Origin of the sequence: Acinetobacter sp. ATCC 27244, from assembly GCF_000156555.1 — a bacterium.
Lineage (GTDB): Bacteria > Pseudomonadota > Gammaproteobacteria > Pseudomonadales > Moraxellaceae > Acinetobacter > Acinetobacter haemolyticus.
Window position 1 is genome coordinate 1 of record NZ_GG665964.1, and the last position, 20,756, is coordinate 20,756.

General features: G+C 39.9%; 16 protein-coding genes. 10 read left to right on the forward strand and 6 right to left on the reverse strand.

The annotated features are described in order from the left end of the window. The first annotated feature begins 174 nt into the window (after positions 1 to 174). From HMPREF0023_RS13995 to cysK, 3 genes are all read left to right on the forward strand, one after another. Complete coding sequence (locus HMPREF0023_RS13995; RefSeq protein WP_005087853.1) at positions 175 to 1,794, forward strand: Na/Pi cotransporter family protein; 1,620 nt, start codon at positions 175 to 177, stop codon at positions 1,792 to 1,794. 32 nt (positions 1,795 to 1,826) lie between these two features. Next, on the forward strand, positions 1,827 to 2,213 hold the full coding sequence (locus tag HMPREF0023_RS14000; RefSeq protein ID WP_005084078.1) for a hypothetical protein: 387 nt from the start codon (positions 1,827 to 1,829) through the stop codon (positions 2,211 to 2,213). 114 nt (positions 2,214 to 2,327) lie between these two features. Next, positions 2,328 to 3,329 (forward strand): cysteine synthase A, encoded by a 1,002-nt coding sequence (gene cysK / locus HMPREF0023_RS14005; RefSeq protein ID WP_005087854.1) that lies wholly within the window; start codon positions 2,328 to 2,330, stop codon positions 3,327 to 3,329. A 49-nt stretch (positions 3,330 to 3,378) separates the two neighbouring features. On the opposite strand, the gene HMPREF0023_RS14010 is transcribed toward cysK, so the two are convergent. Then, positions 3,379 to 3,930 (reverse strand): lytic transglycosylase domain-containing protein, encoded by a 552-nt coding sequence (locus tag HMPREF0023_RS14010; protein ID WP_005084075.1) that lies wholly within the window; start codon positions 3,928 to 3,930, stop codon positions 3,379 to 3,381. 159 nt (positions 3,931 to 4,089) lie between these two features. On the opposite strand from HMPREF0023_RS14010, the gene HMPREF0023_RS14015 reads away from it, so the two are divergent. From HMPREF0023_RS14015 to HMPREF0023_RS14035, 5 genes are all read left to right on the forward strand, one after another. Then, the gene (locus HMPREF0023_RS14015) at positions 4,090 to 5,292 is read left to right on the forward strand and encodes an MFS transporter (RefSeq protein ID WP_005087856.1); all 1,203 of its coding nucleotides are present in this window, start codon (positions 4,090 to 4,092) and stop codon (positions 5,290 to 5,292) included. A gap of 198 nt (positions 5,293 to 5,490) precedes the next feature. Beyond that, the gene (locus HMPREF0023_RS14020; RefSeq protein ID WP_005087858.1) at positions 5,491 to 7,761 is read left to right on the forward strand and encodes a TonB-dependent siderophore receptor; all 2,271 of its coding nucleotides are present in this window, start codon (positions 5,491 to 5,493) and stop codon (positions 7,759 to 7,761) included. Positions 7,762 to 7,981: 220 nt separating this feature from the next. Next, positions 7,982 to 8,491 (forward strand): hypothetical protein, encoded by a 510-nt coding sequence (locus HMPREF0023_RS14025; RefSeq protein ID WP_005087860.1) that lies wholly within the window; start codon positions 7,982 to 7,984, stop codon positions 8,489 to 8,491. Between the two features lie 167 nt (positions 8,492 to 8,658). Further along, complete coding sequence (locus HMPREF0023_RS14030) at positions 8,659 to 11,043, forward strand: YgiQ family radical SAM protein (RefSeq protein WP_008942394.1); 2,385 nt, start codon at positions 8,659 to 8,661, stop codon at positions 11,041 to 11,043. Positions 11,044 to 11,361: 318 nt separating this feature from the next. After that, the gene (locus tag HMPREF0023_RS14035; RefSeq protein ID WP_008942395.1) at positions 11,362 to 11,892 is read left to right on the forward strand and encodes a DUF2726 domain-containing protein; all 531 of its coding nucleotides are present in this window, start codon (positions 11,362 to 11,364) and stop codon (positions 11,890 to 11,892) included. On the opposite strand, the gene HMPREF0023_RS14040 is transcribed toward HMPREF0023_RS14035, so the two are convergent. The 4 genes from HMPREF0023_RS14040 to mdtD all read right to left on the reverse strand — a co-directional run bounded on the left by HMPREF0023_RS14040 (position 11,889) and on the right by mdtD (position 15,961). After that, positions 11,889 to 12,251 carry a RidA family protein gene (locus HMPREF0023_RS14040; RefSeq protein ID WP_005084062.1) on the reverse strand — a complete coding sequence of 121 codons (363 nt, stop codon included), beginning with the start codon at positions 12,249 to 12,251 and terminating at the stop codon, positions 11,889 to 11,891. The two genes, HMPREF0023_RS14035 and HMPREF0023_RS14040, sit on opposite strands and share 4 nt — an antisense overlap. 397 nt (positions 12,252 to 12,648) lie before the next feature. Beyond that, positions 12,649 to 13,704, reverse strand: coding sequence for a DNA polymerase IV (dinB, locus tag HMPREF0023_RS14045; protein WP_026056307.1), 1,056 nt, complete (start codon positions 13,702 to 13,704; stop codon positions 12,649 to 12,651). A 1-nt stretch (position 13,705) separates the two neighbouring features. After that, the gene (locus tag HMPREF0023_RS14050; RefSeq protein ID WP_008942397.1) at positions 13,706 to 14,467 is read right to left on the reverse strand and encodes a GH25 family lysozyme; all 762 of its coding nucleotides are present in this window, start codon (positions 14,465 to 14,467) and stop codon (positions 13,706 to 13,708) included. 105 nt (positions 14,468 to 14,572) lie between these two features. Next, a complete protein-coding gene (gene mdtD, locus HMPREF0023_RS14055; RefSeq protein WP_008942398.1) occupies positions 14,573 to 15,961 on the reverse strand; it encodes a multidrug transporter subunit MdtD in 1,389 nt (462 codons plus the stop codon). Between the two features lie 164 nt (positions 15,962 to 16,125). Here mdtD and HMPREF0023_RS14060 point away from each other — a divergent pair, with 164 nt between their 5' ends. Further along, entirely contained in the window at positions 16,126 to 18,120 is a 1,995-nt protein-coding gene (locus HMPREF0023_RS14060) for a choice-of-anchor I family protein (protein WP_008942399.1), read from the forward strand. Positions 18,121 to 18,174: 54 nt separating this feature from the next. On the opposite strand, the gene HMPREF0023_RS14065 is transcribed toward HMPREF0023_RS14060, so the two are convergent. Next, complete coding sequence (locus tag HMPREF0023_RS14065) at positions 18,175 to 18,801, reverse strand: TIGR00730 family Rossman fold protein (RefSeq protein ID WP_008942400.1); 627 nt, start codon at positions 18,799 to 18,801, stop codon at positions 18,175 to 18,177. 329 nt (positions 18,802 to 19,130) lie between these two features. On the opposite strand from HMPREF0023_RS14065, the gene HMPREF0023_RS14070 reads away from it, so the two are divergent. After that, a complete protein-coding gene (locus HMPREF0023_RS14070; RefSeq protein ID WP_008942402.1) occupies positions 19,131 to 20,714 on the forward strand; it encodes a TerC family protein in 1,584 nt (527 codons plus the stop codon). Positions 20,715 to 20,756: the final 42 nt, after the last annotated feature.

A 20,756-nucleotide genomic window follows, 5' to 3' on the forward strand; every position in this document is an offset into this window, starting at 1 on the left:
CAACGAGAAAAAGGAAATAAGCGCTTAGCAATTTTTATAGTGATGCTAATAAATTGTATTAAAAACACTTTATTGTCATACCTAAATCAAATATAAATATTTAAATAGAACAAGCGAAGTTAATCCTAAGTCAGTCTAAGTTTTTAATCTGAAAATTATAAAAAGGACGTTTTTGTGCTCAATGTCATTGTTCAATTAGTAGGTGGAATTGGTTTATTTCTTTTGGGCATGTCTTTGATGACAGATAGCTTAAAAGCAATTGCGGGTGAAGCATTACGACAATGGCTGGTTCGATTTACCAACTCACCGACGAAAGCTGTTTTATCAGGGATTGGTCTAACAGTTGTGGTCCAGTCTTCTACAGCAACGACACTAGCAACCATTGGCTTTGTCAGTGCGGGTATCTTAAGTTTTAGTCATGCAATAGGTGTGATTATTGGTGCAAATATTGGGACCACAAGTACAGGCTGGATGGTTGCACTATTAGGCTTAAAGTTTTCAATTGCGAGTTTTGCTTTACCGCTTGTTGGTGTTGGGGCGTTACTTAATTTATTCGGTAAAGAAAAGATTGCTTTTATTGGTCTAACTCTAGCTGGTTTCGGATTGCTGTTCTTAGGGATTCAATTTCTACAAGATGCCATGAGTGGATTGGCATTACTCATCGATTTATCACGGTGGTCAGAACCAAGCTTGATGATGAAGCTTATTTTACTGCTCATCGGTGTGTTAATGACCATCTTATTACAGTCTTCGAGTGCTGCGATTACAACGACATTAGCTGCATTGTCTACTCAAACGATAAATCTGGAACAGACATTAGTTTTGGTGATCGGGCAGAATATTGGGACGGTTGCCACAGCTGTATTGGCTGCAATTGGTGGTACAACAAGCGCAAAGAGAACTGCTGCTGTTCATGTGATTTTTAATGTTGTGACTGCTGTATTTGCTTTTATTTTATTATCGCCTGCCTTTATTTGGGCATATCAACATTTTGAAAGTGTTCAGCAATTGGGCCCTGTATTGTTGGTGGCCGCATTTCATACCACTTTTAGTTTATTAGGGGCATGTATTTTCATGCCTTTCTTGGCTAAATTTGAACAATTGATTATTCGTTTACTTCCAGAAAAAGAGCATGCCACTACACGATATTTAGATGAGTCGCTTTATAGTGTTCCAGCACTTGCAATTGCAGCCGTTGAACGTGCTTTGTTAAGGTCAATCTCGGATATGTATGGAATCTTTGTGCGTTGTATTCGTGGGCAAATGGTGGCTGAATTAGTTAAAACTGATGAATTTGACTATACGTTAGGCAAGATTGAGAACTATCTTGATAAAATGTCTGCCCCACAATCTATAGCAGATCAACATCGATTATTGATTTTGCTGAGATTAGTTGTATATGTACGGGTGCTTAAAAATGATTTAAGTAGTGTGGCTCATATAGAAAGTATTCAAAATCAGAGGAATATTGAGGAATTAGCCAATCGTTTTGCCGTGATTCTTGAGCAATTTATTCCTTATTTGCTGAATGAACCTTTTACCCGAATTCCTAACGCTTTGGTCGATGAGTTGGCTAATTTTTCCTCAGAAATGCAGGCTCATCAAGATCTAGTTCGACAAAAAATAATTGAAGAATCTTCGTCAAGAATGGTGTCAGCCGCTTATACATTAGAACAACTGGCAGCACAGCGGTGGTTAGAGCATTTGGTGATTCATTGTAGTCGTGTCGCAATTTTATTGGGGGACAATGAGCAAGTGTTGGTTAATGAGGAGTTAGAGGCTACTCAAGCATGATCGTACTTGATATATAAGTCTGAGAAGTAAAAATGAATCGAAAGTACTATTCGACTTATGTCTTTTATGCAGTGATGAGTTGCTGCATCGTGGTGGGATATGCTTATTTGCGAGGCGAATCTTTTCAGTGGTTAGGTGTTGGTATCGCGTTGATTCTTGGAATTATTTTTATATCATTTATTGTTAGGCTGCCTGTATTTAGTCAATACTATATTCCAAATAAACAACGCAAAAATGCAATTGTTCGTCGGCATTCTATCCATTACGCGAACCGAAGGGCTGCACCTGTGATGTCAGGCTTAGTATCGGCAATGTTACTAATCGGGGTTTTTTATTTATTAGGATTTGAGACATTTAAAATTGAATGCTTTGTGGGAGCTATTGTCTCAGCAATCATGAGTTTTTATTATGAACCCTAAGCTTTCATGTTCTAAAAGGATAGTTTTTCGTAAAAGCAGTTGCTTTAAGCTTTCTTCATTTGCTGACAAGCCTATAATGATTGAGAATCATTCCAAATCTAATAAGGAAATAACATGTCAACTGATCAACAATTTCCGACACCAGCCAATCTTGGTATCGCAGTGTATTCAAATAATGCCGAAGCAATCGGTAACACGCCTTTAGTACGCATTAACCGTGCTATTCAAACAGGTGCAACTGTACTGGCAAAAATTGAAAGTCGTAATCCTGCATTTTCAGTAAAGTGTCGTATTGGTGCGGCATTGATTGCTGATGCAGAGAAACGTGGCGTACTTAAAGCTGGTATGCATATTGTTGAGCCAACCAGTGGTAATACTGGGATTGCGTTAGCATTCGTTGCAGCAGCAAAAGGCTATCCAATTACTTTAACAATGCCATCAAGTATGAGTTTGGAGCGTAGAAAAGTATTAAAGGCATTGGGTGCAAATCTCGTTTTGACTGATCCTGCGAAAGGTATGAAGGGTGCGGTAGATGAGGCAGTACGTTTAGCCACTGAAAATCCTCAGCAATATTTTTTACCACAACAATTTGAAAATCCAGCTAATCCTCAAATTCATGTGGATACCACTGGCCCTGAGATTTGGCAGGCAACCAATGGTCAAGTCGATATCTTAGTCGCTGGTGTGGGGACGGGTGGAACGATTACAGGAATTTCTCGCTATTTTGAGCAAGTTCAGAACAAGCCATTATATTCAGTCGCTGTTGAGCCTGCTGAATCTCCAATTATTACCCAGACTCGGAATGGTGAGAGTATCAGCCCTGCACCACACAAAATTCAAGGGATCGGCGCCAATTTTATTCCTAAAAATTTAGATTTAGATTTGGTCGATGAGGTTGTGCCTGTAAATAGTGCCGATGCAATTGAGTGGGCAAGAAAATGTGCAACTCAGGAAGGAATTTTGGTGGGTATTTCAAGTGGTGCAGCATTAGCAGCAGCAGCAAAAATTGCTGAACGTCCTGAAAATGCTGGCAAGACCATTGTGGTGATCTTACCTGATAGTGGTGAGCGCTATTTATCTTCAGTCTTGTTCGAAGGGATGTTTGAAGAATCTTAATATCTTTTAGAACCAAAAACCATGCTTGATCAGCATGGTTTTTTATAGATTACAGCGCTCTTTTGAGCTCTTTTTTATGCCGTTCAACGGAGCGGGCATATTTTCTGGCTTTGTGCCGATTGCTAAAACTACGTTGATACCCCGTCGGGCCTACATAGTAATAACCCAATGCTTTGTGCCAACTGCCTGCGGATTTGTAATAGGTTGCAAGGACATGTGTACCACAATTGATATTAATATATTCATTGTATAAATCACCAGGACAATCTTGTCTCCAATGACTTGGGATGATTTGCATGAGCCCAAGTGCTCCTGTTGGTGAGCGTGCATTTGAGCGATAACTGGACTCTTGACGAATCACCGCTGCCACTAAGAGGGGAGGAACGTCGTGTTGTTTAGCACTTTGGAGAATAATGGGAGAGAGTCGATCAGCTGTGGTCGGAGAAACAGAATAAGCTTGCTGGATACCTTTGGATAGTTTTGGGGCATTTAAACTACTACATGCGGTTAAACTCACAATGGATAAAAATATGATCAATTTGAATGGAATCAAAAAGTAATTTTTGAGTGTAAAAAGAGTCGTCGTGTTAAAAACAACCAAAGTAATTCATCCACGTGCCAAAAGTTGGTCCGATGTTAGAAATTATGAGGTTGAAGATCAATAGAGATTCTGTTGTATAAATAATAAAACAAGAGCATTGTTTAGCGTTTTTCAATCGCTTCAGGATAGGCGTATACTGTTTCCAGTCAAGGAGTCACGATGTCTAAGCCTGAAGCACTGTCTGCTCATATTGAGTATGGGTCTAAATCATTTACTGCAATTTTATGGTCATTGTTCTTTGCAGGCTTTGCCTCATTCTCATCTTTGTACTGCGTACAACCGATGATGCCGATTTTTGCAAAATTCTTTCAGGTTTCACCTACACATAGTAGTTTCCCACTTTCTTTTTCTACCGTGGCTTTGGCCATAGGTTTATTGTTTACGGGTTTTATCTCTGATCGCTTTGGGCGAAAACCCATTATGGTTTTTGCTTTGTTTTTGGTTTCTCTTCTCTTGCTCATCAGTGCCTCATTTCCGATTTGGGAAGTCTTTTTGACCACCCGTATTTTTATTGGTTTGGCGGTGAGTGGCGTTGCTGCGGTTGCGATGACGTATATCGGGGAAGAGATTGCCCAGCAAGATATTGGTTTTGCTATGGGATTGTATATCTCAGGCACCGCCATTGGTGGGATGGGTGGGCGTTTGATCGCAGGTGTTTTAGTTGACTTTATTTCTTGGCAATCGGCTACTTATATCATTGGATTTTTGAATCTGGTCATCGCTTGTTTATTTTATTTGTTATTACCAAAGTCTCAACATTTTCAACCTTATCCATTTCGATTTTCCCGTTTTAAAGCTGCATTTGAACAGAACCTTAAAGATCCAAAATTACGGATTTTATTTGCTCAGGGCTTTATCTTAATGGGCTGCTTAGTGACGGTATTTAATTACATTAGCTATCATTTATTAGAAGCGCCATTTCATTTATCACAAACATGGATTGGTGTGATCTCAATTGCTTATCTAGCAGGTATTTATAGTTCACCTAAAGCAGCACAATGGGGCTTTAAATATGGACGTGATAAGGTGTTGCCTTGCTTGTTATTGAGTATGATATTGGGACTATTCATCACGCTCATTCCATCGCTATGGGCGGTTTTACTCGGTTTAACGATTTTCACTTTTTCCTTTTTCGCAGCACATTCAACAGCCAGCAGTTGGGTTTCTGTGCAAGCGGTGCAATATCGTGCGGTGGCCTCGTCCTTGTATTTATTCTGCTATTACGTTGGTTCAAGTTTGCTTGGTAGCAGTGGTGGTTTGATTTGGGAAAAATTTGGTTGGATAGGAATTAATTTGGGTGTAGGTATTGTATTGGCTTCGGGGCTGGTCCTTGCATTACGGTTGAAGTCACGGGATGCCTGAATAAAAACAGAAGTATTTCATTTTGCTGTAGATTCCCCCTTTTCTGAGTATCATGGTCATTCATGAATAGAATTTGATAGAGTCTTTATTGAAAGCATTGATATGCTTAAGTAGAAAATAATGAATAAAAAATGATCATTAATATTGTTTAAATGTAAAATGTATGGATAATGATTCTCATTTTAATCAGAGGGTCTCATGCATTATCCTATTTCTCAATTTGGTATTTTCCCTAGAAGTGCACTTTATCTTGCTGTCTGTAGCTGCTGGTTTGGGGCAGCACATGCTGCAACAGAAGTAATCACAGCTCAAACAGAGGTTTTGCCTACGATTGTCGTAACAGCAGATGAGTCATTAGAGAATAATTACACTAAGAAAAATGCCAGTACCTCGACCAAGCTCAATTTGAATATTAAAGAAACGCCACAGTCAGTCTCCGTGATTACACAAAAACAAATCGAAGATATGGGAGCAACGAATTTAGGCGAAGCTTTATTAAATACCACGGGGATTATTTTAACGGGGGACAACACCGAGCGAACCAATTTCTCAATACGTGGTTTCAATATGGGAGATGGGTGGAATTCCAACTTGATGCAATATGATGGTGTTGCGGTAAATGCAACAAATGTTGCCTCCTCAAAACCAGATATGGCAATGCTAGAGAGCGTCGAGGTTTTACGTGGAGCAGCAGGACTATTACAAGGCTCAGGAGAACCATCAGGTACAGTTAATTTGATTCGTAAAAAGCCAACCGCTGACTTTCATGCTAGTGGTGCTGTGAGCTATGGTTCATGGAATACAGTTCGTGGTGAAGTTGATGTATCTAACCGCTTAAATGAATCAGGAAGTGTAAGAGGGCGACTGGTTTTAGCTTATCAAGACGGTGATTCTTGGATGAAGGCAGTCACACGGGATACTAATTTACTTTACGGGATTATTAGTGCTGATCTGACAAAAAATACCTTACTTAATTTGGGTTATTCGCAACAAAAAGAACATGCAGTGCCAGTAAATAGTTTGCCTCGCTATTCAGATGGTTCTGATATTGGCTTAGATCGAGATAATTGTGGCTGTGATTATCGAGATTTTTGGGATAAAAAGAATAGCCAAGCATTTATTGATTTAACTCATCAGTTTGAGAATGGGTGGATGCTAAAGGGAAGTTATTTAAGAGCTGATATTGATATGGATATGGCTTTTACTAGTCTTGCCTTTGCTTCATCAGGCTCAATTGATAAAACTAATTCAAATGCAACCATCAACAAATATGGCTATCGTTATAATCAACAACTCGATGTATTTGATCTTTTTACCAAAGGAACATTTAACCTGTTGGGACGTGAGCATGAGCTAGTTGCAGGGATAAATCATCAGAAAAATAATACCCCTGGACAATGGACCAGTTGGGATACCATGATGGCGGATGGATCATTATGGGATAGACAGCTCAGCACCAAACCTACTGGTGTTGATCAAATGCAGATCAATGTGTTTAATTTTAATCCTTACGCTTTGCCTTATGCTGCACCACGATATGATCAAGATGGTGGTCGTTCTTATTTAAAAACTGAACAAATGGGTCTTTATCTGACCACTCGTTGGAACTTAGCTGATTCATTAAAATTGATTACAGGTGTACGAGAAAGTAATTTTAAATATGATTCAAAATATCAAAGTAATGTCTCTGGTAAGTTTGTTGACAGTCGTGCTGTTCATTATAAGAAAGATAATATTTGGACACCTTATGTCGGTGTAACTTATGATTTTAATGATACTTATACGGGGTATGCGAGTTTCACGGATACCTTTGTAGTACAGAATGTCAAAGATCGTCATGAAAAATTGCTTGATCCCGTTCAAGGCAATGTCTACGAAATTGGGGTAAAAGGGAGCTTTAATGACGATAAACTGATTGCATCAGTGGCGGCTTTTAGAACCAATCAAATTAATCGATCCATCCAAGATCAGAGCAGCAAAGGGCAATGTGCTTTTAATGGTGGAGAGGGATACTGTAATGTTTCTGCTGGAGAAGTGATTAGCGAGGGGGTTGAAACGGAATTACGTGGGGAGGTGTTACCGCATTTAAATCTGTCAGCAGGTTATACTTACAATACAACAGAATATAAAAAAGATCTGACCAAGCAAGGTCAAACTTTTAATGAAACCACACCTGAACATATTGCTCGTTTATTTGCGACTTATAAACTAGCCAACAACTTAACCGTGGGTGGTGGGGTAAATTATCAAAGTGAATGGTTAGTGGGTCGTTACGGTTCTAAGTCAGCAAAACAGGAAGGTTATGCATTAGTTAATCTGATGGCAAGTTATCCATTAAGTGAAAATATTACAATTGCTGTTAATGCCAATAATGTCTTGGATAAGAAATATTATTCATATTTAACGACTGGCTCAAATCGGTATGGTGAGCCAAGAAATATGAAGCTAACCTTACGCGCCAAGTTTTAAAAACACTATTGCATGGATGATTGTAATTTCACAGTCATCCACACATACAATAATTTTGTTGTTACGTGATCTCGATCTTGTTATGTACGGAATAAATCAATATAAATGAAAATAAAACGACAACTATAGTCGCACCAACTTGATAAAAGTCTTTGAAATTTAGTAAGTTAAACCTGTGTCATGTTGGCACAATTTTGATATTAAAATTGGGGAAAATAAGATGGAACTGCACAGTCGCGTTTACTATAAGCATCCTGATACCAAAGTGATGGGGCTATTAGAATCATTATTTAAAGATCATGCAGGGAGCGCAGAAAAGTTTCTAGAAGCTGCGCTAGAGATTAATGCTTACGGTACGGAACTAACGCAAGCTTTATTAGATCAGATTGATTCAATTCAATACGATTTAGATCCAGAGCACTTAGATTATATTGCGGGTTATGCTGTTTTAGAATTTACACATGGCTCAAATGGCGATGAAAATATTGAGAATATTCTATTATTTTTGAAAGGCTTATTACCTGATATTCATGCACAAGCTTGGGGTTGTGGAGATGATGATCCATGGGAGTTTTGGTTCAAATTTGATGGTGATGAACTTATTCGTGAAGATGATGAACCTTATAATGACCCTGATGAAGATGAAGAAATTAAAGCTTCTATTTACGTATGGTGGCATCAAGACTTACCTGTAGAAATTAAGGAAGGTTTCTTGAACGAAGACGAATAATTATCAACGCTTTATATGTGTATTTCCTCGAATAGTTACAAATTCTTTTTGAGGAAATGCTTTTGTTTATTTTTTAATCTATAAAAATGAATGAAATTCATGTTAAAATGATCGGCTTTCATCTTTGATGCTATCCCAGCATTTCAGCTAGCCGAGATTCGCAAGCCATGTCTACTGCCTATACCAAGCAAACTGCGCCAAAAGCGCTGTTTGATTACGACAAATATTGGGCGTCGTGTTTTGAACCTGCACCATTTTTACCGATGTCACGAGAAGAAATGGACTTACTCGGCTGGGATGCCTGTGACTTTATTTTAGTTTGTGGCGATGCTTATATTGATCATCCTTCATTTGTATCCGGCGTGATTGGTCGTGTGCTTGAGGCACAGGGTTTCCGTGTGGGGATCATTGCTCAACCCGATTGGACCAATGTCGAAAGTTTTCGTGTTTTAGGGAAACCGACTATTGCATGGGGTGTAACCGCAGGCAATATGGATTCGATGATTAACCGTTATACGGCAGATCGTAAAATCCGTTCGGATGATGCGTATTCGCCAAATAATGAACCGAATAAACGTCCTGACCGCGCAGCAACAGTATATTGTCAGCGTTGCCGTGAGGCTTTCCCAGATGTGCCTGTCTTGCTTGGTGGGATTGAAGGTAGCCTACGTCGTATTGCTCATTATGATTATTGGTCAGACAAAGTTCGCCGCTCAATCTTGATGGACTCTAAAGCCGATTTATTAATGTATGGTAATGGTGAGCGTGCCATTATTGATGTGATGCACCGTTTAGCTAGGGGTGAAAAAATCCACGAAATTACCGATGTTCGTGGTACTGCATTTATTATTAATAAACACAATAAAGCATCAAAAGCACAATTCGTTGAAATCGCAAGTAATGACGTGGATAGCATTGGTCGTGTTGATCCAATTATCAATCCTTATGTCATGACTGAAGATATTGATGGCTGTGAAGTTGAAAAAGAAAAAGGCAACTCACTCGCACAATATCAAAACTTCCAAAAAGAAATTGTGACCAATCCAATCGTTCGTGAAGGTGATCAACTTGATCCAGATACGCAGATCGTACAGTTAAAACCAGCACCATCCAAAGCGATTAAACATAAATTACCGCCACGTGAACTCGCTGTGATTCGTTTGCCTTCTTTTGAAGAAGTAGCCAATGATCAAGTGCTTTATGCGCATGCCAACCGTATTTTGCATCTGGAAACCAATCCGGGAAATGCTCGTGCATTGGTACAACGTCATGGTGAACGTGATGTTTGGATTAATCCACCACCAATTCCGTTAACAACGGAAGAAATGGATTATGTCTTTGATTTACCTTATGCACGTTTACCGCATCCAGCTTATGGCAATGCGCGTTTCCCTGCATTTGATATGATCAAATTCTCTGTGAATATCATGCGTGGTTGTTTTGGTGGTTGTACTTTCTGTTCGATCACGGAACATGAAGGGCGTATTATTCAAAACCGTTCTGAAGAATCAATTCTGCGTGAAATTGAAAAGATCCGTGATACTGCACCTCAATTTACAGGCATTATCTCAGACTTAGGTGGTCCAACAGCAAACATGTATCGTTTGCACTGTAACGACCCTGAAATCGAGAAGAATTGCCGTAAACCGTCTTGTGTTTATCCAGGTGTTTGTCAAAACTTACATACTGATCATGCGCCATTGGTTCAGCTTTATCGTAAAGCACGTGAAATCAAAGGTGTGAAGAAGATTTTGATCGGTTCAGGTCTTCGTTATGACCTTGCTGTGTTAAACCCTGAATATGTCAAAGAGTTGGTACAGCATCATGTTGGTGGTTATCTAAAAATTGCACCTGAGCATACCGAACATGGTCCATTATCGAAGATGATGAAACCAGGGATCGGCACTTATGACCGCTTTAAGCAAATGTTTGAGCGTTTTAGTAAGGAAGCAGGGAAGGAACAATATTTAATTCCTTACTTCATCGCTGCGCATCCCGGTACAACGGATTACGATATGATGAACTTGGCGATTTGGCTGAAAAAGAATGGTTTCCGTGCCGATCAGGTACAAACCTTCTATCCATCGCCAATGGCAACTGCGACCACCATGTATTATTCAGGCAAGAATCCATTGTCTAAAGTGGCGCGTTATACCGAAAACGTTGATATCGTGAAAGGTGAAAAACGTCGTCGTTTGCATAAAGCCTTCTTGCGTTACCATGATCCAAATAACTGGCCGTTATTACGTGAAGCATTGAAAGAAATGGGTCGTTCGGATTTAATTGGTAATTCGAAACAACATTTGATTCCAACCTATCAGCCACAAGGCACGGCTGAAGGTGAATATAAGTCTGCGCGTAAGAAAAACTCGAGTGTTGCTGGAGATTCTGCTAAACGTGGTCAATCATCTCGTCCACAGTCTAATTCTAGTCAAAAACGTCCACAAAAAGGACAGGTGTTGACTCAGCACACTGGTTTGCCACCACGTGAAACTGGTGAGAAAAGGCCTTTTTCGGGTAAACCAAAATCGAAAGTAAAAGCGCATCGTTAATTACGGTGCTCAAATGAAGAGAAGAGGACATCCAAAACGATGTCCTCTTTTTATTAAAAAGTGATAATTGTGTCGCAGTTCAATTTCAAAACTATAATTTATAGAAACATATACTGACAATATTGACTTGAATATTCAGTGTATGCTGATTATAAGTAGAGCTAGGGTAAGCTTTTACGACTTTGGTCGCCTAGTATAAAACGATTAAAAAATTTAAGTTTACGCTGTTGAAATAAGTTTACTATCGTTTGTTATTGATTAAAAAATTGGCATAAAGCCAAAAAATGATTATAAAAAATCTAAAGGGATTAGTTAGAAATGTATTATTTCATAACCGTTATTGGTTTGCTGCTCATTACAGCACTTGCACTTCGACGTTTACATCAAAATCGGCGTCAAGACAGTCCATTAAAGCGACGCGGTATCTTGAATATTGCTGAACAAATTACTTTGATGCGTTTACAAGCTGTGTTGCATCGTCATACTGTGCTTGCACATGTTTCTTTTGATGCATTATTAACGACCAAATTTGCACATACACGACGCAAATATCAAGGCTTAGTTGCTGATTTTGTAGTATTGGATCAACAACTACAAGTTTTGGCAATTATTGAGATTGCAGACGAATCTTATGTGAATCGTCTGCATTTAAAACATTATCAAGACAGCTTGTTAGAGTTGGCTGGATATCGCGTATTGCGTTATAGCAGTATTCCAACTGAGCAAGAGTTGCGAGAAGATTTGTTACCTGACTTATTTGATCCTATGGTTTCATCAAGCAGTTCATTTACTGCCATGCCTCATGCCGATCGGATGATGAAATATAATGTGCTTGCGGCTAAATCTTAATGGGCGTCAGGTCGTACAGCCGTGACAGTCATTTCGACTAAAACATCAGGTGCATAGAGTTTAGATTCAACACAGGTACGTGCTGGGGGATGTCCCTCAGCAATCCATGCGTCCCACACCGCATTCATTGCTGCATAGTCTTTTTCAATGTCTTTCAAGAAAATCAATACAGACAAGATATGAGTTTTATCTGTGCCTGCTTCTGCCAGTAAACGATCAATATTGTCTAAGGTTTGTTGAGTCTGTGCGCTCACATCAACGCTGGTATCATCTGCCAGTTGGCCTGCTAAATGAACGAGATTTCCTGAAATTGCGACTTCGCAAAAACGTGATGTAACATGCAATCGTTGCACAGACATAGTGAAACTACCTAATTAAAACTGTATCAATAGGATTGTACTTGAAGCATTCTGAGCACAGTGTAATTTTGTATAAATCAAGCTGAAAAAGTTTCTATTTCCATTAAATTAGGTTGTTGAATAAAGTCGTGCGGCAAGACAAGAAAAAAGTTATCGTGGAAATTATTGTTTTGAAAAACTGAACAGATGAGAGGCTTTTGAGAAGACAGCTAAAGTGCCCTGTAATATTCGGATTTGATCGTCACGCCAACCACAGGAGCAAATGCTAAAAGTGAGGATTTCTTTAGCAAAGCGAATAACATGGATAATGTTACTGCGTTGCTTAGAGTACTGAAAACTGCATAAAAAGCAAACATAAATTTGAGCTAAAATCGTACTGTTGTGTAAAAAAACAACATTACCATAGGGAAAGTTGTGATTCTTGTTGTAGAGCTTGCAGTTGATAAACGCCAACACCAACGAGACGAAACTGAAAGTCTGGATCGATATGCATTTCATTGAGTAGTTGTAAAACCACTTGTTCTAAATCTTGTTGAGAGCGAAGCGGCAATTTAAAACTTTTACTATGTTGTAGGGTTTGGAAATTTTTGAGCTTCAGTTTGACGTTAACGCCACGAGCTGTCAGTTGTTTTCTTTCCAAACTACGCCAAACCTGTTCAGTTAGAGGTTGCCAAGCATGATTGCATTCAGTGAGCGTATAGTCATCATCAAAGGTAATTTCTTTCGAGATTTGTTGCCGCTCCCGCTCTGCTTTGACAGGACGATGATCAATACCTTGAGCATATAAGTACAGTTGTTTGCCGTATTTACCAAAATGATGAATGAGTACATTTTCTTCAATTTTTTGTAGGTCGCCTAAGGTGTGCAAGTTTAATTGATTTAATTTTTCATAGGTGACTTTGCCAACACCAGGGATTTTCTTTAGTGCCAAGTCTTGTATGAAATGTTGGATTTGATGAGGTTTAATTACAAATAAACCATTTGGTTTGTTCCAATCGGAGGCAATCTTGGCCAAAAATTTATTCGGTGCCACCCCTGCAGAAGCTGTTAGCCCTGTTGCTGCAAAAATATCTGCACGAATTTGTGTCGCGACTTCAGTTGCACTGGGTATATTCTTTAGATTTTCTGTCACATCCAGATAGGCTTCATCTAACGACAAGGGTTCAATGATGGATGTATATTGCTGAAAAATTTGATGAATTTGTGCTGAAACTTTTCGGTATTTTTCAAAGTTGGGTTCAATCACAATTACTTGTGGGCATAGTTTTTTGGCTTGCCCCATCGACATGGCAGAACGTAAGCCAAACACACGGGCAGGGTAGGACGCTGCGGCAATCACTGCACGAGGGTGATGAGAAGAAATCACCACAGGCAGATCTTTAAGATCTGGTCGATCTAGAAGTTCGACTGAAGCAAAAAAGGCATCCATGTCGATGTGAATGATTTTACGTATTTCATTTGTCATCGAGGATGCCTTGTTTTTCTAGAAAAACACGCCACTGCTGTGGTGACTCTGCGTAAACATTCAAGTCGACTGCTTTAGGAATACCGTCAATTTTTCCTGTTTGGCTATGTTGCCAAAATAACCATTTTCGGCCGTCTTTTAATTCGGGCTTAGCCTCGTAATCACGTACCCACAATGGTGTGTCATTAAAGCTGCCCATCAATACGATATGATAAAAGCTCTTCGAAATATAGAAAATTGGCTGTTTGCCATAATGTTGATGCAACTGATCATGCATGATCTGAATTTCTTTGAGTAGCTGCTCTTTGGTATAGGTATTAATACAGTTGCTGTCATATTCCAAATCAATGACGGGTGGGAGAGCATCCACTTTGTTCGGGACAGTCGCAATAAAATTTTCTGCTTGTGCCTTGCCATCACGGCATAAACGATAGAAGTGATATGCACCAACATGAAAACCTTGCTCACGTGCTTTGAGCCAGTTGTCTTGAAATTTTCGATCTTTAAAATCGCCGCCTTCAGTTGCCTTTATATACACAAATTGATATTGCAGCGGAGAGATCTTTTTCCAATTAATTTCACCTTGATGATGTGATACATCAAAACCACGAATGGCATAGTCTTGTGCCGATGCTTTTTGCTGGTAAAACAAACCGAAATAGCTCAGTACCCCCAATATGACAGCTAAAGTAATGCTGACATAAGTTGGATAGTGTTGAGCATGTGGATGTTTCGCAGCTTTCTTTGCCATATTGTCTTTAAGGTTATAAGCCCGCGATGAGCTAAGTAGAAATATCAATTATAGAATGATTGTTGCACTTTGGCTCTATTTTGGCTCACACAGCAAAGTATTATTTTATTCAGCAACTTCTTTAGGAATCTGCCAAAATACCATCGCAGTAATGATATTAATACAACCTAAGGCAATGAGGGCTGCATGAAAAGCACTGGTCACAGAGGCAGTTGGATAATGCTGGCCAAAGAGGTTGATCAATGTTCCAGCCAGAGCGACCCCGATACTCATCGACAGCATCATGATCATCGACAAGAAACTATTGCCACTACTAGCATCATGCTGCGGTAAATCTTTTAATGTCAGCGTGTTCATACCGACAAATTGTAAAGAGTTCAGCGTCCCAAAGATAAAGAAATGCAACACTTTTAGCCACAACGGTGTGTCTGCAGTCATCAGTGAAAAACTGGCGATGCATAAACCCACTAATACGGTATTGGTCAGTAAAAACCGACGATAACCGACACGTTGAATAATTGGACGAATAATCGGTTTGGAGAATAATGATCCTAGTACCAAAGGAATCATCATTAAACCTGTGATAAAGGGTTCAAAACCAAAGGCGACTTGTAGCATCAATGGCAAAATAAAAGGAATTGCATTGCTACCTAAACGCGCAAAGAAATTGCCTAAAATGCCAATTGAAAAAATTTTATGGCGGAACAATCGTCCATGAAACAAGGCATTCTGATGGTTATGTGCATGATAAGCATAGCCAAACGTTGCTAAAGATCCAATTACCAGTAGAGTGATGCTGATCCAGCCAGAATATTGTGGCGCAGCGATATTCTCAATCCCAAGAGACAGACCCACCATAGCAATCATCAATAAGATAAATCCACCGAGATCAAAGGATTTGACGGTTGGTTCTTTTTGATTTGGCATGACTTTAAGCGCCATGATTACCCCAAGCACACCCATGGGGAGGTTAATCAGGAAAATCCAGTGCCACGTGGCAACTTCGACTAACCATCCACCCAAAGTTGGCCCCATCAAAGGACCTATGAGACCAGCCAGACTCATTAAGCTCATCGCTGAAAGAAATTGGCTACGTGGAATAATTTTAAGTAAAGCCAAGCGTCCAACGGGCATCAATAATGCGCCGCCCATCCCTTGAATAACACGACAAATCAAGAGTTGATCTAAGGTCTGAGACAGGCCACAACCGAGTGATGCCAGACTAAAAATCACCATAGCAGCAAGATAAGTATTACGGATACCAAAGCGGTCTGCCAACCAACCACTTAATGGGATAAAAGCAGCAACTGATAGGACGTAGGCAACAATTACCCCATGCATTTGTAATGGATTTTCATTGAGCTGAATTGCCATCACAGGAATCGCCGTGTTGACAATCGTGGTATCCAAGGCCTGCATAAAAAAGCCGATAGAAACCAAGAGCACCAGTAAACGAAATTCAGGCTGTACGGCTTGATGAGTGGTTGTTGTCATGAGTGGTGACGTATGAAATATCAGCTTTAGTTTAATGGAATTGTATTTGAAATAAAGCCCAAAATTGTCAAAGACTCGTCATCGAACTGACATGAAAATGTCATCGTATTTGCACCTCGAATGACTAGATTAGCTCTACAAAATAAAATCTATGGAATTTGATCATGAAATTTAAGATTTCAGTGTTATTCACTGCAATGCTGTCAGTGGGGTTGGTGGCGTGTAATGATGATGACAAAACAGAAAAATCATCAAATCCTGATCCTAAACCTGAAGTAGTAGAGCCTACACCAGAGCGAATTCAGTTGAGCTTTTTAAGCCGATATGAATCAGGTGTTTTTGGAAAGAGTGCAGCTGAAATTCCTGCCTATGACCCTGCGACAAAACGTGTTTTTGTGGTCAATGCTGAGCTGGGGGCATTAGATGTACTTGATCTTGCTGATCCAGCTAAGCCAACTTATTTACAATCACTAACTGTTGATGACATTGCGGAAGGTGCAAAGGTGAATAGTGTCAGCATCCAAAATGGCATTATTGCTTTGGCTGTTGAAGCTGCGAATAAAACAGATCTTGGTTTTGTTGCCTTTTATCAAGCGAGTGATCTTAAACGTCTGAGCCATGTGCAAGTGGGTGCTTTACCCGATATGTTGACGTTCACACCAGATGGGAAAACAGTATTGGTGGCCAATGAAGGTGAACCCTCTGATGACTATCAAACCGATCCAGAAGGTTCAGTCAGTGTGATCAATGTGACTGATATCAGCAAGCCAACAGTCAAAACTGCTGATTTTAAAGCGTTTAATAGTCAAAAAGATGCGTTACTTGCCAAAGGAGTTCGTATTTTTGGACCGAATGCGACAGTCGCTCAAGATCTAGAGCCAGAATATATTGCAGTTTCGGATGATGGTAAAACCGCTTGGGTTGCACTACAAGAAAATAATGCGATCGCGGTTTTAGATATTGCGACGGCAACGGTGACTTCGATTGAAGCAATGGGATTCAAAGATCACGGGCTTAGCGACAGTGGTTTTAAGTCGATGCTGGATCCAAATAAAAACTCAAGTAATGCTTTGGATGTGAGTGATTTTGACGGTAAAAAAACAGTTCAAGATATTATGATCAAGGCATGGAATGGGCTCAAAGGGATTTATCATCCTGATGCGATTGCTGCTTATACTGCCGCGGATAAAAAAACCTATTTAATTTCTGCAAATGAAGGTGATGCGCGTGCATGGGGTGAAAATACTGCCGAGTATTTTGGCTTAACCAAACTGAAAGACTTTGAAAAGAATAAATTGCAGCGCTGTGACAATGACAATAGCAAAGGATTCGTTGAAGAGTGGCGCGTAAAACATCTCGTGCACAAGGATGGTTTTGATCGCCGTTGTGCCGATGACCTTCCTGCGCAATTACGTGATTTAGCTGCTGGTGCACATCTGAATCCAACCACGTTTGCTTACTGTGGTGCGAGCAAAGGTGATGCTGGTAACTGCCGAGATGACAAGCAATTGGGACGTTTAAAAATTACCTGGACACAAGGTTACCAAACTGAAAATGGTAAACCTGTGTATTACTCAAAAGCTGGCGATAAAATTGGTGTCAATGGTAATCCACTTACCGATTATTTGATGTACGACGACTTGTACCTGTTAGGTGGACGCTCATTCTCAATTTGGGATACACAAAATCAAGTTAAAATCGCTTATGACTCGGGTGATTTCATTGAACAATATTTGAATAGTGATCAATGTAAACTTGGTAAAGCACGGAATATTCCATGCCAAGATTGGTTCAATAGCAACCATGAAAAAGGCAACACATTAGGCGGACGTAGCAGCAATAAAGGACCTGAACCTGAAGGCTTGACGATTGGCAAAATTGGCAACAAACAATTCTTGTTCTTAGGACTTGAGCGTATGGGTGGGGTCATGGTATTTGATGTTAGTAATCCTAAACAGCCAATTTTCCAAGATTATTTAAATACACGAGAAGTATGGGATCAGGCTGATCCGTCGACGGCATTGTCTGCACATGGTGATCTTGGACCAGAAGGTCTAATCTTTATCTCTGCCAAAGACTCGCCAAATGGCAAGCCACTATTGGTTGTGGGTAATGAGGTGAGTGGTACCACTAGTATTTATCAAGTAAATCTACATTAAATTGAGACATAAAAATGCGGATCTAGATTGATCCGCATTTTTTATAGGTGATGTTTAAACTTCAATGTGTGTTGGTGCATTGAGGTTCTTGATGACATTAGAGATTTGTTCTGGGTTTTCACAAATAATAATTTTGGCGCGATGCTGTGGCGGTAGGAAGCCTTCTTCAACAGCATGATCGAGCTGGGCGATTAAAGCATCATAAAAACGATTTACATTGTAGATAATCATTGGTTTCTGATGTTGATTCAATTGTCCCCACGTGGCAATTTCTAAAATTTCCTCGAAGGTACCCAATCCGCCCGGTAAAGCGATAAAAGCGCTGGCACGTTCAGCCATTAAAGCCTTACGTTCATGCATGCTTTGAACAATGTGCAATTCGGTCAGTTGGTTATGTGCAATTTCATAATCCAACATAAATTCAGGAATAACACCAACGACTTCACCACCATGCTCTAGGACGGTATCTGCAACTTGGCCCATAAGTCCGATACTTGCTCCGCCATAGACGATACCAAAGGATTGATTGGCAATATGTTGAGCCAATTCAATGGCTGTGTCACGATAAATAGGCTTGTTACCTGTGCGGGAGCCACAGTACAACGCGATGAGAGGTTGGGTTGTCTTTATAGGAGTAGATATAATCGTTTTCTTTTCAGTCATTATTAAAACACTATTCATTTGGTTTATTTTTACCTTATCATTTTCATTGTGCTTGTCTAGTTTAAATCACATATATGACAGTTTTATGCACATTTCGCATACAAAGTATGGAAGCGTATAGCGTAATGAATTGCAAAAAACATCCCTATAAAAAATGATGAATTTTATTTTGTTCTTGCCTATACTGAAAATCCGTTAAGTAAAAAATGTACTTCTATGAGTAGTGGTTGTTGTCACTCCGCTTTGATATTTTATATTTCTAAAAAAAATGTTTTGGCTGCCAATGCCGATCTTTTCAATCAGCAAATCCATGCCGATCTTTATGATTCTGTAGGGGAGTCACATCTATGATTTTTGAATGGATGTCTGATCCTGCAGCGTGGGTCGGTTTGGCGACTTTGGTGGTGCTTGAAATTGTACTGGGTATTGATAACCTTGTTTTTATTGCAATTTTAGCTGAGAAGCTGCCTCCTGAACAACGTAATGCCGCACGTAGAATTGGCTTGATTCTCGCATTATTGATGCGCTTAGTCTTGCTGGCCTCCATTGCTTGGGTGGTCACCTTAACAGCGCCATTATTCCATGTTTTTGATCATGCCTTTTCAGGACGAGACTTGATCTTATTGTTTGGTGGGGCGTTCCTTTTATTTAAAGGGACTATGGAATTACATGAGCGTATTGAAGGTAAGCAGGCTTTAAGACAGGAAAATCCTGTACATGCTGTGTTCTGGGTCGTAGTGGTTCAGATCGTCGTGCTTGATGCGGTTTTCTCGTTGGATAGCGTGATTACAGCTGTGGGTATGGTGAAAGATCTCTCGGTGATGATGATCGCAGTCACGATTGCGATTGGTATTATGCTGATCGCTTCTCGACCATTAATGGATTTTGTAAATAAACATCCAACGGTTGTGATCCTGTGTCTTGGCTTTTTGATGATGATTGGTTTCTCATTGATTGTCGAAGGCTTTGGATTCCATATTCCAAAAGGTTACTTATATGCCGCAATTGGCTTCTCGGTTTTGGTCGAGGCGGTCAATCAAACCATGCGACGCAATCAAGAGAAATTGGTAACGACTACGGATTTGCGTTATCGCACTGCTTCTGCGGTGTTGCGAATGCTCGGTAATAAAGGCATTAACAGCGATAATCAACACAAAGAAACAGAAGATGTATTGGCAACGCAGGCCTATGCCAATGAAGTGTTTGATGAAGATACAGGCGTTTATCACAGCGTTCTAGTACAAGGTGTATTAGGCTTGTCTGAGCGTCCTGTGAAATCGGTGATGACGCCACGACCAGAATTGGAGTGGTTGGATCTCGATGCAGATCCAGCTGAATTAAAAGAACGTTTAATGGCAATGACCCATTCGCGTTTAATTATTGCCCGCGGTGAATTGGACAATATTGAAGGTGTTGTTCTTACTCACAAAGTGTTAAATGAATATATTGAAACAGGGGCAATTGATTTCGATAAACATTTACGTGAACCTGTGATTGTGCATGAAAATGCACAAGTTCTCATGGTCATGGAGCAACTGCGTCAAGCACCATTGCAAATGGCAATCGTACTCAACGAATACGGTTCGATAGAAGGGATTGCAACACCAATTGATATTCTTGAAGCGATTGCTGGTGAGTTCCCAGATGAAGATGAATTAGAGGCAGCGGCTGAAAGTCTAGAAGATGGCTCACTTTTATTGGAAGGCTCAACGGATATTCGACACGTTTCACTTTTGTTGGCGAAAGATTTGGTTGATGAGAGTGAAGAATACTCAACATTATCCGGGTATATTTTATTCCATCTAGGGCGCTTACCTGAAAATGGTGAAGCGGTGGAAGCCGATGGATATTTATTTGAAGTGGTAACGATGGATGGGCACAAAATTGAAAAAGTGCGTATTGTTGCTAAAGAAAAGCCTGAGCGAGGTTGAGCAAACATTTACGTATAGCTTAGATGTATAACGTCAGAAAAC